Below are 16,450 nucleotides of genomic sequence, written 5' to 3' on the forward strand. Positions count from 1 at the left end.
GGCTCACGCTGAGCGCGGCCAGCCGCGCGGGGTCAGCCCGCCCCGACTTGATGGCGCCGCCTGATGACGGCGGGGCGAGATATGGGGCGGCCGTCTCGCGGAAATAGAGGCGAGACGGCCGCCCGGGAATTGGACGATTGCTCCCGATCGGCTTCCCCGATCATTCGTGAGCGGCGGATGCGGGGCAACGGCGGCGTTGTGACGCTCTTGCAACGTCCGGCGCCGAACGCTGTGGGCGACGCTTGAGAACTGGTCGTTTCCGACGTTTGAAAAGTGATCAGTTGCGGGCAGTTTAGCCAGGCGTTTCGTCGGTTGTGGTGCGGATGCTGGGGAGGCTGTCGATGCCCCTGCCGCGGAGCCGGTAGCTGGCTCCCTTGAGGGTGAGAACGTCGGCGTGGTGGACGATTCGGTCGATCATCGCGGCGGCGACGGCCTGGTCCCCGAACACCCCGCCCCAGCCGGAGAACGGCAGGTTCGAGGTGAGGATCAGCGAGGCGTGCTCGTATCGGCTGGAGACGAGTTGAAAGAAGAGGTTCGCAGCGTCTTGCTCGAACGGCAGGTAGCCGACCTCGTCGACGATGATCAGCCCGTAGCGGCGCAGCCGCGCGAGCTCGCGGGGCAGGTTCCCCTGCCGGTGCGCGTCGGTGAGCCTGGTCACCCAGTCGGTCGCGGTCGCGAACAGAACCCGGTGTCCGTGGCGTGCGGCGACGATCCCGAGTGCCGTGGCTAGGTGGGTTTTGCCGGTTCCGGGCGGGCCGAGCAGCACAACGTTCTGCGCCTCGAGGAGGAATCCGCCGGAGGCCAGAGCTGCGATCTGCTGCCGGGCGGAAGGCTGCGCGTCCCAGTCGAAGTCCTCCAGCGTCTTCCGCCCGGGAAACCCGGCCGCTTTGATCCGCAACTCCGCGCCCGACGCGTTCCGCGCGGAGACCTCGCGTTCGAGGACCGCAGCGAGGTAGTCCTCGAACGACCAGCCGGCGTCCCTGGCCTGATCGGCCATCCGGCTGGCGGCTTCGGTGATGCGTGGGGCCTTCAGCGCGCCGGCGAGGTAGGTGATCTGCTTCACCGACTCGGTGGTGCCCTTCGCGACGGCCATCAGCGGAGGCCTCCGTCGATGAGCCCGAACGCGCGGTCGTAGTCCGCGAGATCCCGGGTCAGATCGTTCCCGGCAGACGCGACGGCGCGAGGCTGTTGGAACTGCTTGCGCAGCCGCGCGGCGGTCTCAACATGGGTGGGGTCGGTGACCGTGGTGCCACGCGCCCAGACCCGGGCGTGGTCGGCGACGATCCGCCCGTCCGCACGGACCCTCACTTGCTCGAGATCAGCGAAGACGTCGACTATCCGTCCGATCACGGTCGGGTCGACGGAGTAATCGTTGGTGTCGAGGCGGACGTAGTAGTCCCGGCCCAGCCGGATGCTGTTGCGCCAACCCAGATGCAGCGGGATCGGCGGCAACGGCAGCATCGCGGCGCGATCCGCCTCCAGCCGGTCCACCGGCGCAGCACCGGTCGTGCGCACCACCCGCCGGTTCGCCCGGTCCAGCCAGTCGGCGAACTGGAGGGTGAAGTCCTCCGGTGATGCGAACGACCGACCCGGCATGAACGATGTCTCGAACCAGCCGTTGCGGCGTTCCACGACCCCTTTGGACTCGGGGTCCCGGGGCGGCAGCAACACCAGTTTCGTAGCCAGCGTGCCCATGAACGCTCCCACGCCCTGCGCGGGGCGATGCCCCCGCCCGATCCCGGCTTCGTTGTCCCAGATCAGCCGCCGCGGCACCCGCCCCAGCTGCTGGATCAGTTCCCAGGAGGCCAGCAGCAGATCCTCCGTCGTCCGGGTAGGGATCATCCGCGCGACCATGAACCTGGAGTACGCCGCCGTGATCACCAGCACCGGCAGCAGCTTGCTCGTACCGTCCTCAAGCGGGATCTTCCTGGGCGGGAACCACAAGTCGCACTGCGCGGCATCGCCTGGATCCCATGTCAGCCGATCCGCCGGGTCGATTGGCCGGAACTGCGGCCGCAGCCGCCTCACGTTCTCCCGGAACCACGTGATCGACCCCGACCAGCCCACCCGCTCCGCGAGCACCGTCGCCGGCATATCGGGCGTCTCGGCCAGCAACGCCCGCACCCGCGGCTCGAACGCCACGAACGACGAGCCCGTCGGCGCCCGCTCATACCGCGGCGGCGACTCCGACCGCACCGCCTTCAATACCGTCGTCCGAGAGATCCCTAGCCGCTCCGCGATACGCGCCTTCGGCACGCCCTCCGCAGTCAGCCTCCGAATCAGCGCCCAGTCCTCCAAGGTGATCACTCTCCAATCGTGATGAGTGACCACTTTTCACCGTCGAAACTGACCAGTTTTCAGCCGCCGTCGACAAACGCGGAGGAGGGGAGCTGTGCCTCAGGTTCTCCCCTCAACCGCGCCAGGGCGCGGGCACGTCAATGCGTGAGCTGTTCGCGCGCGAGACGGGGGACGGAATCCACGTCGAATGCTGCGTTGGACGGCGCATCCAAGTACGGGAACCGCGCGATGGTGGCGCGGATCTCCTTCTGCGGCTTGCCCTCTGAGCCCCAGAGCACGATGACCTCGGTCCCCTCCTTCGCGGCTGCGCGATCGATGAAACCGAGCGAGAGCATCGTGTGGTAGTTGAGGCTCATGGCTCGTCCGGACGCGATGCCGATCTTCTCCCCGTCGAGCAGCACCCAGTCAGCGCGGTAGGCCCAGCCTCTGAACTCGCCGGTGTTCGAGTCGAACGTGCCCGAGGAGAAGTCCATGTCGTGGGGCCAGTCCATCTGGTCGTAAGGCTCGCCCGGCCGGAACTGGGAGGCATAGACATCGGTGACGTCTTCGGTATTCCAAACGAGCGTGACCACGGTTCGCGGCGGGTTCTCCGCGATCTTCTGGAGCGCTGCTTTGCCGGTGAACTCGTGGCCCCACGAGATCACGTCGTCCCACTTCGTGTCAAAGGGAGTCATATACCGAACATCCGTGTTGTTGCCCACGCTCCCCAGAAGTCGCGGGTTCTGGTTGTAGAAGCCCGCTCCGGGACGTGCGTCGAGCCAGTCGCCGAAGCCGGGCTCTTCGTACCACGGGTAGCCGAAGTGGTAATTCGCCTGCGGGAACCCGTCCTCGGTGTGATTGAGCATGTACGCCCGGCGCCCCTGCTTGATGAGCCCGAACGGCTTGCCCGCCTCCCAGAGCGCGTTGTAAACCGCGTGGGCGTCGGAGATGCTGCCGTGCACCTCGTAGGACAGCGTGCCGGCCATGCCGAGCCGCAGCACACTGACCTTCCCTCCAGCGATCGTCGACTCGCGATGCTTGGTGAAGGGGAGGTTGTGGAAGTCTTCGCCGCTGGCCGCCTCGATGATCTCCAGAGAACGTGGGCCACCGATCTGGAAGAGGAAGACCTGGCCGGTGAGATCCTCGACTGTCGCGTCGTAGGCCCCGTTGGATCGGTCCCACCGCCAGTCGAGCGTCGGGCTGAGCCACATGGTGATGAACTCATCGTCGCCGACCATCTTGATAACTCCGTGCTGCAGGATCCGTCCCTGCTCGTCGCACACGATGCCGTGACGGATGCTGCCGGGCCTCATCTTCGAGAAGTCGTTCACGGTGTTGTCGCTCAGGAATTTGCTGGCGTCCGGTCCCTTGATCCGCAGAGTCGGCGAAGTCGAGATGGCGCCACCCAGGTAGGCGGTCTCGTGCCACTTCGTGGCCTCGGTTCGCCAACCGCTGAACTGCTGAGCGCCGAGGATGGGTCCGAGCAGACCGGTTTCGAGGGCGTCTCCCCCGAACGGCATGGCGGGCTCGAAGCCGAACGCTGGTGAGTCGGTCATTGCAGGTTTCCTCCTCGTCCGCCTTCGCTGGCGGACATCGTGATCGGGTCACCGCCACTTTGCTGTGACCGATCGCCATCGTCCGATGGCGTGTCGACGGCTGTCAACGCGAGTGGTGGCTTTCAGGTACGCGAATAGGTGAGTTCGCGCAGGCGCGCCCTCTCCCCCGTGAGCACGCTCGTTACGGTGCCCCGCCGCTGCAGTCGTTCGTTGCCGCGATCCCGGCCGACTGCTGCGGGCCCGTATCAGACCTATGATATTGTCAGACACCTCGACGATGCCGTCGCTGAGACAGGGGAACGACGTAAAGATGCGAGTGATCAAGGGCCGGTCCGGGAACGCAACCGCGCGGGGCACGAACAACTTCACCGGCGAGGTGTGGACGGACGGCGTGCTCCTCGACGATCCGGAACTCAAGGTGAACACGGTGATCTTCACGCCGTGCGCTCGCACCTACTGGCATTACCACGAAGGCGGCCAGATCCTGCAAGTCTTCCGCGGACGGGGGTTCGTTTGCGCGGAAGGCGGCGACCCCGTCGAGCTCGTAGAGGGCGACGTGGTCTGGACGCCATCCGGCGAGCGGCATTGGCACGGCGGAGGGAAGGACTCTCTCATGGGCCACACGGCGTTCTCGCTCGGCGCGACGGTCTGGCTCGAGGAAGTAAGCGACGCCGACTACGACGCCGCGGCGAACTAGCCGGAGAGGAACACGCTCATGGCCTATGAAGGACTGCGCGACAAAGTCGCCATCGTGACAGGCGCGGTCGGCGGCATCGGATCGGCGACCGCGGCGCGGCTCTCCGCCGCGGGCGCGAAGGTCGTGCTCGTCGATCTCGACGGTGATCGGGCGGTCGCCGCCGCCGCGGAAGTCGGAGGCGACGCGATCGGTGTCGGCGCCGACGTCTCCACCGAAGCCGGCGTCGACTCGTACCTCTCGGCGACGATCGACGCCTTCGGGTCCGCCGACCTGCACTTTCTCAATGCGGGCATCGCCGGTACGCCACGCTTGCAACTCGTCGACGCGACGGTGAGCGAGTGGGATTCTGTCATGGGTGTGAACGTGCGTGGGCCTTTCCTCGGCATCCGCGCAGCGTTCCGCCACTATCTTGAGCGCGGCACCACGGGATCCATCGTCGTCACCGCGTCGATCGCAGGTTTGCGCGGCGCATCAGACCTCCTCGCTTATACAACCTCCAAACACGCCACGATCGGCCTCGTGCACGGGGCGGCCGTCTACGGCGGCCCCATCGGCGTGCGGGTGAATGCCATAGCCCCGGGAATCGTGCCGACTCCGATCTTCGGCGAGGACGGCATTGCCGACATGAGGCGTCGCGCAACCACTGCGCCGCTGCGCCGGGCCGGCACGCCGGAGGAGATCGCATCGTGCGTCGCGTTCCTGCTGAGCGACGACGCCTCCTACATCACCGGCGAAGTCGTCTCGATCGATGGCGGTGCGAACATTCAGAACACCAATCGAGACGCCGGAGGCGCCGGTCTGTGGGCGACGACGCCGGTCGACAACGCGATCCTCGAAGCCCACGGCAGGGGCGCGCGATGATGACGGATGCCGAGCACGAAGTCCCGACCTCAGGGCGCGGCACACGCGTCGCGACGCGGGTTACTACCCCGACGATGACGCCTGCCGCCAGCCGGTCCGCCATCGCGAGTCCGCTGGTCGGGAGCGCGGCGACGATCGGCCGGATCGTCGCTACAGAAAGGAATGACGCATGACCGACGTCATTGGCTTCATCGGCTTGGGCAATATGGGCGGACGGATGTCCCGCCGCATCCTCGAGGCGGGTCGTGATGTGCTCGGGTACGATCCCAACACCGACGCGGCGGCCTCGAACTCGACTCGCGCCGCTGCGAACGCGATGGAGGTCGCCGGCGCGGCCGACGTGGTTCTCCTCTCCCTCCCCGACAGCAAGGTCGTCGAGGCCGTGGTTCTCGACGAGGCATTCCTCGCTGCGCTGCGTCCCGGATCGGTCATCGTGGATCTCAGCACTGCCGCTCCTCGTTCCACCCAGCGCATCGCCCAGGAGTTGGCCGTCCGGGACGTCGCAATCCTCGACGCCGGAATCTCCGGCGGCGCCGCCGCCGCCGACAAGGGCACGCTCACGCTCATGGTCGGAGGAGACGTCGCCGTCCTCGCCAGGGTCCGCCCGGTGCTCGACACCTTCTCGGCCCACGTGCACCACATGGGCGGCACGGGAGCCGGGCACAGCACGAAACTGCTCAACAACTTTCTTAACGCGGTCAGCCTCGCCGCCACCGCGGAGGTGATGGTCGCCGCGAAGGTCGCGGGGCTCGACCTCGAGACCGTGCTCGAAGTGTTGAACAGGAGCTCCGGGGTTAATTTCGCGACGATCAACCGGTTCCCCAACATCATCCACGGCGACTACATGACTGGGGGTCTCAGCAACACGCTGATGATGAAGGACGTCGTCCTGTACGTCGAGCATCTCCGCGAATTGGGCGTCGCGTCGCTCAACTCCGCCGGCCCACTCGCGAGCTTCGGCCTCGCACGCTCTCTCGGCTACGCCGACCAGATCAGCAACACCGTCGTCGACGCGATCGGCGACATCTCCGGAAACGTCAGGCTGCACGACGGGAATGCGTCGTGAGCCACTCCGCCCGTTCTCTGCCCACACAGAAGGAGCAATACCGATGACCGATTCCGCAACCGCCCGCGGCGACGCGTACGACGACGGACTGCAGGTGCGCCGCGAGGTGCTTGGAGCGGCACACGTCGACCGTTCGCTCGGACGGGTGAGTGAGTTCTCCCGACCTGTTCAGGAGTTCGTCACCGAGCATGTATGGGGCGCCATCTGGACCCGTGAGGGGCTCGACCGTCGCACGCGGAGCCTGCTCAACCTTGCGATGCTCACGGCGCTCAACCGATCGCACGAGTTGGGAGTGCACGTTCGCGGCGCGATCCGTAACGGTGTGACCGCCGAGGAGATTCAGGAGACGTTCCTGCAGACCGCCGTCTACGTCGGAGCCCCCGCCGCACTCGAGTCGTTTCGGGTCGCCGAGGCGATGCTCAACGAAATGAGCGCCGCTGAGGAGCTCCCCACGTGAGTGGGCGCATTTCCATCGCCTGGCTCGGACTGGGCAATATGGGCGGGCCGATGTCGCGACGCCTAGCCGCTGCGGGTCACGATGTGACGGGCTTCGATCCGGTGCCGGCCGCGCGCGATCAACTGCTTGCCGCCGGCGGGACCGTGACCGAGGACGCGAGTGGCGCCGTGTCAGGAGCCGACGTCGTCGTGCTCATGCTGCCCAGCTCGGCCGTCGTCGAGTCGGTCCTAGAGGGCGATGGGGTGCTCGAAGCGGTCGAGCCCGGCGCGCTCCTGATTGATATGGGTTCTTCCGAGCCACTGCGCACGCGGCGGATCGCACAACTGGTCACCGACAACGGAGCTCGTTTCCTCGACGCGCCCGTTTCCGGCGGGGTTGCGGGGGCGACAGGCGGAACGCTCACGATCATGGCGGGTGGACCCGATGACGACTACGTGAGAGCACTGCCCGTCTTCGAACTCCTCGGGCGTCCCACGCACGTCGGACCCGTTGGCGCCGGGCACGCGCTCAAGGCGCTCAACAACCTCATGTCTGCCATTCACCTTTGGGGCTCGAGCGAGGCGATCGACGCAGGAGTCCGCTTCGGCCTCGATCCTGCTGTGATGCTCGAGGTCATCAACGGTTCGAGCGGGCGCAGCGGCTCGACACAGCAGAAGTGGCCGAAGTTCATTCTCCCCGGCAGCTTCGACTCGGGATTCGGTCTCCGACTCATGCTCAAGGACATGAAGATCGCGGCCGGTCTCGAGAGAGCCGTAGGAACCCCCCACGTGCTGAGTGACGCCGCTATCGGTCTCTGGGAGCTCGCAGCCGCGGAGCTGCCCCCGACCGCAGACCACACGGAGGTGGCCCGCTGGATCGCCGACCACGCCGAGACGCCCACCGAGACGAGCCGAGAGGAGTCCTGATGATCACGCACACGGTCGTTTTCCGATTGCGCCGCCCTGTTGACTCTGACGTCGAGAAGAGGTTTCACGAGACGGTGCGGGCCTTCGGAGCCGACCCGCCTCACGCGCTGGGTCCGGCCCAGGTGCTCACCGATGCGCAGCTGCGCCCGGAGGGCCGGAGCGTTTCCGAGTCCGGACTTGTCGTGCAGTTCTCGGACGCAGACGCCTTCGCCGCCTATCTCGTAGACCCCCAGCACGTCCACTTCGTCGAGAACGCGCTCGTTCCCTTTTGCGAGACATGGCTGGCGATTCAGACCAGCGACTGACCCTTCCCTACGGCCGCAGTGCGCGAGCGGCGACGGAGGGCTCGGGTCTCGAATCGGTGAAGCGCACATACGCGAGTGAGTTAACACGTAGCTCTACGCTCACCGCCCTCAGCCGCTTCTGGCACGGTCAAAAGCATGTCCGATGAGCTCTGGGATGTCCTCCAAGTCACATATGCCGAGCGGCCGACCACCAGGTCGGCAATGTTCGACAGATTCGCCGAGAGCGGCGAGCCCGACGGTCCCCTACTCATGGATTACAACTTCTGGGTGCTTCGTCGGCCAGGGTCTGTTCTGCTCGTGGACACCGGCTATGACGTCGCCGCGCGGCCCGGATTCGAGGAGGTCGAAACTATCCGGGTGCTCGACGCCCTCGCCGCGCTCGACATCGACGCTTCGGAAGTGGACGGCATCATCCTCACTCACTACCACTTCGATCACATAGCCAACGTGGGGCTGTTCCCCCAAGCGCGCCTGTACGCCTCAGCCATCGAGGACGCCTACTGGACCCGGCACCAACGCCTTGGAATCGACGCCGTGATCGTGCGCGACGAAGATCTCGCTCAGATCGAGGCCGCTCGCGCGGAGGGCCGACTCACGCTGTTCCCAGGGAACCACGAGGTCGCGCCGGGGGTGCGCGTGCATGCCGTACCCGGTCACACCGACGGTCAACTGGTAGTCATCGTCGCAGGGCGCTCCGGAAACGTCCTGCTCACCTCGGACGCGGTCCACTTCTACGAACAGGTCGAACTCGGCTGGAACTTCTTCGTCTACGCCGATCTCGCGCAGATGCAGCACTCGTATCGCACCATCCGCGCCCTTGCGGAGGACGCCGGTGCGACGATCGTTCCTGGCCACGACGCGCGGGTGCGTCAGCGGCATCCGCGATCAGCTGGACCGTACCTGACTGTTCTTTCGTAATCGCTCAACTCAACGCCGCACGCCAACCCTTTCGGCGGCCGCGCTCAGCATCCCCCAATCAAGTCCGACGCTCCGCCGCTGGCCGACGCGCTTCGCCGAGCGCCAGCTACCTACAGCGGGCAACAGGTACCTATAGGTGCGGTCATCGCGTATTTATGCGCTATTTGTCGCAGAGGGTCGTGGCGGACGATTGGAGAACATCACTCGACGAAGAGAGGCCGGGTCCATGCCCACGACGACGCGAATCCCCCAGGCGCTAACGTTCGAGGAGGCTATCGCGTCCGCGAGGGCACTCGCCCCACGCGTGCGCGAGGAGGCGGCGGAAACCGAGGCTCGCAGCCACCACTCGGAGGGACTTCACCAGTCCTTCCTCGAGGCCGGCTTCTACCACCTGCTTCGTCCGCGGATGTTCGGTGGGTATGAGTTCACGCTGGCACAGTTCCTCGAGGTCATGCGGGAGATCGCCCGAGCCGACATGTCGACAGGGTGGTGCCTCACTCTCGCGTCCAGCCACAACCTCCAGATCGCCTCGTTCTGGCCAGAGGACGCGCAGCACCAGATCTTCGATTCGGGGTATGTGGCGGCACCGATGACCTCGACTCCCGCCGGTCGCCTGATCAGGGTTGAGGGCGGGTTCCGGATCGAGGGAACTCACCGCTATGGCTCGGGATCGCCGTTCTCCACGCATTATTGCGGGCACGCGTTCCACGATGACCGCCCGGATGTGGTTTCGGCCTTCATTGCCCCACGCGACACCTATACCGTCGAGGACGACTGGGGCGGCACTCTCGGACTGCGGGGCAGCGGTTCCAATTCCGTGACCTTCGACGGCGCGTTCCTCCCGGCCGAGTTCGTGCTCGAGGGCGTCACCCAGGTCACCTATGACGTTTCGAAGGGAACCCCCGGGCGCACATTGCATGGCAACCCGATGTACGGCGCGCCCACAATGGGGTTCTTCACCGTAGAGCTCTCGTCGCTCGCCATCGCCGCCGCCGAGGCCGCCTTCGATGAATTCGAGGCACTGATGTCGACTCGTCGCCTTACCATTCCGCCGTTCTCGCTCCGCATCGACGATCTGCAGTACCAGACGACGTTCGGGCAGATTCGCACCCGGCTGGACGGCGCCCTCGCGTTGGTGCGGTGGGCCGCCGACCACTTCCAGGAATGTATAGAGACCCAAGCCTTCGTCACGCCTGAGCAAGACCTGCGCATCTACCAAGCGGGCGTTGTTGCGGGCGAGATCGCCTTCGACACGGTGGGCGAGTCGATCCTGCGCACCATTGGCTCAAGTGCCGCGGTCACCGGATCACGGTTCGAGAGGATCTGGCGGGATCTGAGCCAGTGGCGTGGGCACGTCACGGCGTCCGTGAAAGAGTCCACGGCCGCCATGTACACGCGCGCGCGGTTCGGGGTGGGTGAGTTCGCCCCCGAGCCGGCCGAACCGCAAGCCCTGTAGCAAACCCACGTGGATCAATGAATGTCGGCGGCAATGGAGCAGGAATATCGGCCGCTATCGGTTGAGGAGTGACAACGCCTCTGCGCGGTCGGCGCTGCCACCGAAGTCGCCCGCATAGGCCAGCGTTCTCATGCTCGATGCCGCCTCTCTCGGGCCTCGATCTGCAATGCATGAGTGCCGCGCGTGCACGATCACGGCTGCTCCCTTCGCGCCCGCGCCGCTCACCATCGCATGAGCGAGGTCTTGTCCAAGGCTCTCCTGCAGTTGCGGCCGAGTGCTCAGGATCTCCAGAGTCCTCACGATCGACCCGATCCCGACGATCCGATTACCCGGCGCGTAGACGACGCTCAGGATTCCGCTGAACGGCAGCAAGTGATGGGCGCAGATCGAGCGGAACTCCAGGTCTGCCAGGGCGACAAAGCGATTTCCTTTCGGGTTTGCTGATCCGCGCCGCAGTGGAACCTCCGCATCTATCCCCACACCTCCTAGCAACTCAGCGAATGACGCGGCCACGCGCTGGGGAGTCTCTCCCATGAGCTCGGTGTCGATTGAAACTCCGAACTCTCTTATGATCGCCTCGACGGCGGTAGCGACCGCATCGAGATCGGGCTGGCGTGACGCCCTCCTTGCGTGCTCATCCATTTCGGCCCTCGTCACGCTCATGCCGAGCGCTTCTCGAGCCGGGCCATGACCGACGCCGACATCGCGCCGCCTCTGTGACGTTCGTGTCCGGCGTGGCGGTGAATGGAATTCTCGCGACGATGATCCGCAGTGAGTGCCCTCTCGCCACGTCGGCGAACGTCACAACGTCGGTCGAATCATGGGCGACTAACAATGCTAATTCCGGCCGCGGGGGCGACGGGCGGCCCGTCGCTTCCGCGAAGACCGGCCGACAGCGAGACAGGACGTCTCCCTCTCGAACGGGCCATCGCGTCGTCCCACCCGGACTCGGCGATGGCGCTGTCCCGCGAGTCATGCCGCTGTGTAGCCACCGTCCACGGGCAGCACGACACCCGTGATGGTAGCCGACCTGTCCGACAGCAGAAAGAGGATGGATGCCGCGACCTCTTCTGGTGTGGTTGAGCGGCCGAGCGGATGTTGCGCGGCTATGTCACCAAGGAGCGCGTCCCGTTCGGCGCCCTCCGGCGGGAGGAAGGCGTCCATGAACCCAGTGGAGATGTGGCCCGGGGCGACAGCGTTGACCCGGATGCCGCGAGACGCCAGCTCGATCGCCGCCATCCGGGTCATCTGATGCACGGCCGCTTTTGTGGATCCGTAGAGAGTCTGACCCTGCAACCCGATGAGTCCAGACATCGAGCCGGTGTTGACTACCGCCCCGCGGGACTGGGTGAGAGCGTCGATAGAGGATCTGATGTGGACGAAGGGGCCACGGGTATTGATGCGCATGATCTGATCCCACTCCTCGGCGGTGGTCTCCTCGATCGCTGCGAGCTTGAACTGCGCAGCATTGTTGACGAGCCCGGTGAGTTTCCCGAAGCGAGTATGCGCCAGTTCCACGGCGCGCTTAGCGGTGCTCGGCTCAGCGACATCCCCCACCACCACCGCTACATCGTCCGACGCCAAGGCCTCGACTGCAGGACTCAGATCCTCCGCGACAACCTTTCCACCGGCTGCCACCAGACCGCGGACCACGGCCGAACCGACCCCGCCGGCCGCTCCGGTCACGATGGTCACTGAATTCGCGTGCGCGGCGCTCATTTCGCACTCCCGGCGGGCACAACCGCGACCGACTTGGCGTACGACGTCACGGTCGCGGGTAAGCCTGAACCCGTCCGGACATGCCGCTCGCGGCGTGTGAACCAGGGGGCCGACATCGCAATGGTGCGCACCATGAACTCTCCTATCGAGCGGAATATGTAGACCGCGCAACCCACTATGTGTGGGCGATCAAGCTGACGATATGATCGTATGATAGGCGCAGCTAGAGCGCGGCTCTACTCCGCTTGGCAATGTCCCCGAATATTCGCATCTGCGGGAAGAACGAAAGGTAGTAGGGATGGACGAGGGCATTCTGCTGCTCCGCGTAACTGTGGCGCTGATCCTTCTCGTGCACGCCGCGCAGAAGTCGATCGGATGGTTCTCCGGACACGGCTACCGCGCCTCGGCAATCGGCTTCGGCAAGATGGGCCTTCGGCCGGCCGCGCCGATGGTGATCCTCGCGACGGTGATGGAGGCCGCTTCTGGCGTGTCGCTCCTACCCGGTGTCCTGACGCAGCTCGGCGCCGCAGCAGGCGTGGCAGCGATGACGGTTGCGGGTTTCGCCGCGTCGCGTGCGCCGCGCTCTGTCCGGCACATCAAGGGGGGCGGTGAGTTCGCGTTCGTGATGGCTTTCGTCCTTGCGGCGCTCTGCCTCACCGGCGCGGGGCGATTCTCGATTGATGCATTGATCCCGTGGGAATCGCTCGGCCTGCCCCCGATGCCGTGGCCATGGAACGTGGGTCTCGCGATCGCATTGTTCGCTGCTGCAGGAGCCACGGTGTTCCTCGCCATCTTCGGGCGCCGGCGCGTCGGATCTGTGCCACCTGCTTCCACGGCGTAGAAGGGCGGCCAAGACGCACGGAGTCAGGGGGACCTCATGACCGGATGGCGAATCCGTGATTATCACGCCGATGATGTCGACGGGATCCTGCGGCTGTGGGAGCAGATGCTCGCCTCCAACGGCGAGCCCGTCTACGGGCTCTCCGACGTGCTCGCGTCGTGCGCGAAGGACCACGCCGTCGTCGCCGTGACTGGCGACCACGTCGTGGGTGCCGCGATCGGCCGCGTCGCGCACGCGCAGGGCTGGGTCGTGTTCCTCGCGACGACGGCGGATGTCCGCGGGACGGGGATAGGGTCCTCGCTGCTGGCGGCGTTAGAGACGCGGATGGCGGCCGACGGCATCTCGAAACTCTCGGCGCTCATGCCGGCAGCCGAGACGCGCGTCGGCGCGTTCCTGAATCAGGGGTTCGAGCTGAAGAAGGATCTGCACTACTTCGAGCGGCACATTCCGGTGCAGCGTGAGGAGCTCAAGCTGCTCGCGGAGCTCGGCGGCCGCGTGCTGCCGAGGGGACTGTGGGAGGCCGTCGGCGGGATGACCGCCGAGAAGGATCTCCTCGAGCGGCGGGTCGTCATGCCGCTCGCGCAGGCGCAGCTCGCGGACCGCTTCGGCGTCGTGCCGCCGCGCGCGATCGTGCTGTTCGGCCCGCCCGGGACGGGCAAGACGACGTTCGCGAAGGCGATCGCGTCACGGCTCGAGTGGTCGTTCGTCGAGGTCTTCCCGTCGCGGCTCGCGACGCATCCCGGCGGTCTCGCCGGAGCGCTACGCGAGACCTTCACGGCGATCGCCGAGCTCGAGCACGCCGTCGTCTTCATCGACGAGGTCGAAGAGATCGCGTCGCACCGCCAGGGCGACCCGCCCTCCCCAACGCAGGGCGTGACGAACGAGCTCCTCAAGATCATCCCTCTGTTCCGGGAGCAGTCCGGACGACTCCTGATCTGCGCCACGAACTTCATCCGGTCACTGGATGCCGCGTTCCTCCGCCATGGCCGGTTCGACTACGTGATCCCGATCGGACTGCCGGACGAGCAGGCGCGGGAGGCAATCTGGCAGCGCTACATCCCCGAAGCCGCCGTCGGGGTCGACGCCTCGACGCTCGTGGCGATGACGGAGGGGTTCTCGCCCGCCGATATCGAGTACGCGGCCCGGAAGGCGTCGCAGTCCGCCCTCGAGACCGCGGTCCTCTCGGGTACCGACGATCCGCAGGGGCCGAGGCTCGACGATTACGTCGCCGCCATCTCCGCGACCCGCGCCACCGTCTCGGCCGAGGTCGCAGCAGAGTTCTGGGAAGACATTGAGACCGTCGGACGGCTCTAGGGGGCGCTAGATCGTCGTCTCACCCCGTCAGGCCCGTTGGGTTCTTGCGAGCGACGAAATAGCGGGCGACGACGACGGTGAGAATGACAAATCGCCGAATACGCGTTCTTGCCGGTCTCGGAGTCGGTCTCGCGGGTGTCGTCGACGTCGAGCACGGCGGCGTCGGGCTTCACGCCCGGCCGAGCTTGTTGAGCATCCGGTCGCAGAGCTACTCGGGGCTGCTCGGGCAGGTGCCGTCACCGCCGGATGGGATCTCTGTGCTCTTCGATCCAGAGCTGGACGTCTGACACAGCGAAAGCCAGGTGCTTTCCGAACCGGTGTGCGGGCGGACCGAGACCACGAGTGCGCCAGTCGTAGACGGTGGAGACGGGCACTCGCAGGTGCTCGGCGACTTCCCTGACGTTCATGAGGTGCTCCAAGCCCCATTCGTCCCGGGCGGTGACATCATCATCCAGATTCATGATGAGTAGGTGCGCCGTCTCCGCACGAACCGGTCACAACCGGAACCAGCGGGTCGGTGCTCCAATGGAGAACTCCTGCGACCGCGAAAGAACCATGCGGTCTGGCAGGATGCCAGACCGCACAGCGCCCGAGGCCCGCGTGCGCCAAGCCAGGCAGTTCGGCGATCTACGCGCCTTCCGCTTGCCACCGCCTCGCCGCGCTGATGCTGTCGTGGACGGCCTGCACGATGTGGCGCACATCGGGTGCCTCGCGGGTTCGCTTGGCGTAGAACTGCTCGGTGACCCGTGACCGCTCGTGCCCGAGGAGCACCGCCGTAGGCTCGAGTCCGATGGTCTTCGCGACGACGGTGCCCACCGACTTGCGAAGAGCGTGCGGCACATAGTCCTTTGGCAGCCCTGCGTGCTGTCGGACGTTTCGCAGCGCCCGGTGCACATCCTGTTGACCGTTCGGTCGGAGCGTGCGAGTGTGAAACACGAATTCGCTGCCAGCGGCGTTGTCGACCAGGCGGCGCAAGAGAAGTGCGACCGCATACTCCGGAAGGGCTATCTGGCGAAGTCCCGCTTCCGACTTGGGGAAAGGCTCCCAACGCTTCGCTCCCCCCTTCTCCTTGATGGCACCGTTGACGACCACGTACGGAGACTGGGCGTCGAGGACGACATCCTTCTCCCACCGCAGGCCCAGCACCTCGCCGATACGAAGCCCGGTTGCGAGGATCATGTCGACGGTGTCCAGCAGAAGCGGGCCGGGCATCGGGCCTGGCCGGGCGGAGTCCTCGTTGTAGGCGACGACCGCCGCACGGAACACCCGCAGTTCGTCGATTCCCGGTGCGAAGATCTCCTTCTTCTTCCGGCGCATCGCGGGCACCTCGCGTACGAGGTTGCGTTCGACGAAGCCCATCTGGGCCGCGTACGTCATGATCAGGGAGAGCACTCCCTTGGCGTTGCGTGCCTGCGCTGGCCATTCGCGCACCATCTGGTGGTACGTCACGGAGATCTCACGAGTCGTGATCTGGTCGACGAGTTCGTCTCCCAGTCGCGGAATGAGGATGTTCCGCGCGATGCGCTCGTGTTCGTGTCGTGTCGAGGGCGCGATCTCGCCTTGTTCCATGCGGAGTCGATCGTGGTCGATCCACTCCAGCGCGAGATCACGGAATGTGCGCGCCGCCGCTCGCTCCGGCTGCCCTTTCCCAGGGCCGGCCGCCGCGACGAGCTCGGGAAGCTTGCCGAGCAGCTTGCGGGTGGCTTCCGATCTGCTCCTGCCCTGGGCTGTGGTCTTGGACTCGCTGCCGTCCGTGCGGCGATAGCGGGCGGTGAGGACGATTCTGCCGTTCGGAAGGGTCGTCTGGGTGAACCCGCCCCAGGTGCCATCCTGAAGTTTCGGTCGCGGCATCTCAGCGCCCCGCTTTGCACGTCGAATCGGCATCGACGGTGCTTCGATGAGCTCCCTCTGTGCGCGGGGAGGTCCGTCGACTTGCCGGATAGGTGCGTTCGCACGACCGACGCAGCTGCTCATTGCATCTGAGCGCCAAGTCCCAGCGGCGGGATCGCCGTGCGAGTCTTCCCGGTCCGCACCGGTTGTCACCGAGTGCGAACGGTTGAAAAGGGCGAGTAAAAGGC

The 16,450-nt window shown here is 66.0% G+C and carries 17 protein-coding genes; 10 read left to right on the top strand and 7 right to left on the bottom strand.

The genetic code is table 11. The annotated features are described in order from the left end of the window. Positions 1-292: 292 nt before the first annotated feature. The 3 genes from istB to ACSBPH_RS01245 all read right to left on the bottom strand — a co-directional run bounded on the left by istB (position 293) and on the right by ACSBPH_RS01245 (position 3,833). Entirely contained in the window at positions 293-1,093 is an 801-nt protein-coding gene (istB, locus tag ACSBPH_RS01235; RefSeq protein ID WP_442574842.1) for an IS21-like element helper ATPase IstB, read from the bottom strand. Further along, complete coding sequence (gene istA, locus ACSBPH_RS01240) at positions 1,093-2,307, bottom strand: IS21 family transposase (protein WP_442574841.1); 1,215 nt, start codon at positions 2,305-2,307, stop codon at positions 1,093-1,095. Before istA ends, istB begins: the two co-directional genes overlap by 1 nt. Before the next feature lie 128 nt (positions 2,308-2,435). Then, positions 2,436-3,833, bottom strand: a complete 1,398-nt coding sequence (locus tag ACSBPH_RS01245) for a hypothetical protein (RefSeq protein ID WP_442575806.1) — start codon at positions 3,831-3,833, stop codon at positions 2,436-2,438. A 316-nt stretch (positions 3,834-4,149) separates the two neighbouring features. On the opposite strand from ACSBPH_RS01245, the gene ACSBPH_RS01250 reads away from it, so the two are divergent. From ACSBPH_RS01250 to ACSBPH_RS01285, 8 genes are all read left to right on the top strand, one after another. Beyond that, entirely contained in the window at positions 4,150-4,530 is a 381-nt protein-coding gene (locus ACSBPH_RS01250) for a cupin domain-containing protein (RefSeq protein ID WP_442575807.1), read from the top strand. Between the two features lie 18 nt (positions 4,531-4,548). Continuing rightward, entirely contained in the window at positions 4,549-5,391 is an 843-nt protein-coding gene (locus ACSBPH_RS01255; RefSeq protein WP_442575808.1) for an SDR family NAD(P)-dependent oxidoreductase, read from the top strand. 169 nt (positions 5,392-5,560) lie between these two features. Next, complete coding sequence (locus ACSBPH_RS01260; protein ID WP_442575809.1) at positions 5,561-6,457, top strand: NAD(P)-dependent oxidoreductase; 897 nt, start codon at positions 5,561-5,563, stop codon at positions 6,455-6,457. A 43-nt stretch (positions 6,458-6,500) separates the two neighbouring features. Then, positions 6,501-6,914 (top strand): carboxymuconolactone decarboxylase family protein, encoded by a 414-nt coding sequence (locus tag ACSBPH_RS01265; RefSeq protein ID WP_442575810.1) that lies wholly within the window; start codon positions 6,501-6,503, stop codon positions 6,912-6,914. Beyond that, the gene (locus ACSBPH_RS01270) at positions 6,911-7,819 is read left to right on the top strand and encodes an NAD(P)-dependent oxidoreductase (protein ID WP_442575811.1); all 909 of its coding nucleotides are present in this window, start codon (positions 6,911-6,913) and stop codon (positions 7,817-7,819) included. The genes ACSBPH_RS01265 and ACSBPH_RS01270 overlap by 4 nt, the downstream gene beginning before the upstream one ends. Then, positions 7,819-8,124, top strand: a complete 306-nt coding sequence (locus ACSBPH_RS01275; protein WP_442575812.1) for a Dabb family protein — start codon at positions 7,819-7,821, stop codon at positions 8,122-8,124. Before ACSBPH_RS01270 ends, ACSBPH_RS01275 begins: the two co-directional genes overlap by 1 nt. A 135-nt stretch (positions 8,125-8,259) precedes the next feature. Then, positions 8,260-9,042, top strand: coding sequence for an N-acyl homoserine lactonase family protein (locus ACSBPH_RS01280; RefSeq protein ID WP_442575813.1), 783 nt, complete (start codon positions 8,260-8,262; stop codon positions 9,040-9,042). Between the two features lie 226 nt (positions 9,043-9,268). Further along, positions 9,269-10,498: an acyl-CoA dehydrogenase family protein gene (locus ACSBPH_RS01285; RefSeq protein ID WP_442575814.1), complete on the top strand. Its 1,230-nt coding sequence runs from the start codon at positions 9,269-9,271 to the stop codon at positions 10,496-10,498. 54 nt (positions 10,499-10,552) lie between these two features. Here ACSBPH_RS01285 and folE read toward each other — a convergent pair whose 3' ends face one another. Together folE and ACSBPH_RS01295 are read right to left on the bottom strand one after the other, a co-directional pair. Continuing rightward, entirely contained in the window at positions 10,553-11,140 is a 588-nt protein-coding gene (gene folE / locus ACSBPH_RS01290; RefSeq protein WP_442575815.1) for a GTP cyclohydrolase I, read from the bottom strand. 330 nt (positions 11,141-11,470) lie between these two features. Next, positions 11,471-12,217, bottom strand: coding sequence for an SDR family NAD(P)-dependent oxidoreductase (locus tag ACSBPH_RS01295; RefSeq protein WP_442575816.1), 747 nt, complete (start codon positions 12,215-12,217; stop codon positions 11,471-11,473). A 298-nt stretch (positions 12,218-12,515) separates the two neighbouring features. On the opposite strand from ACSBPH_RS01295, the gene ACSBPH_RS01300 reads away from it, so the two are divergent. Beyond that, positions 12,516-13,058, top strand: coding sequence for a DoxX family protein (locus ACSBPH_RS01300; protein WP_442575817.1), 543 nt, complete (start codon positions 12,516-12,518; stop codon positions 13,056-13,058). 36 nt (positions 13,059-13,094) lie between these two features. Beyond that, entirely contained in the window at positions 13,095-14,372 is a 1,278-nt protein-coding gene (locus ACSBPH_RS01305; RefSeq protein ID WP_442575818.1) for an ATP-binding protein, read from the top strand. A gap of 236 nt (positions 14,373-14,608) precedes the next feature. On the opposite strand, the gene ACSBPH_RS01310 is transcribed toward ACSBPH_RS01305, so the two are convergent. Both ACSBPH_RS01310 and ACSBPH_RS01315 read right to left on the bottom strand, forming a co-directional pair. Next, positions 14,609-14,833 (bottom strand): helix-turn-helix transcriptional regulator, encoded by a 225-nt coding sequence (locus ACSBPH_RS01310; RefSeq protein WP_442575819.1) that lies wholly within the window; start codon positions 14,831-14,833, stop codon positions 14,609-14,611. Between the two features lie 166 nt (positions 14,834-14,999). After that, on the bottom strand, positions 15,000-16,256 hold the full coding sequence (locus ACSBPH_RS01315; RefSeq protein WP_442575820.1) for a tyrosine-type recombinase/integrase: 1,257 nt from the start codon (positions 16,254-16,256) through the stop codon (positions 15,000-15,002). Positions 16,257-16,450: the final 194 nt, after the last annotated feature.

This window comes from Microbacterium sp. F51-2R (assembly GCF_052180235.1).
Lineage (GTDB): Bacteria > Actinomycetota > Actinomycetes > Actinomycetales > Microbacteriaceae > Microbacterium.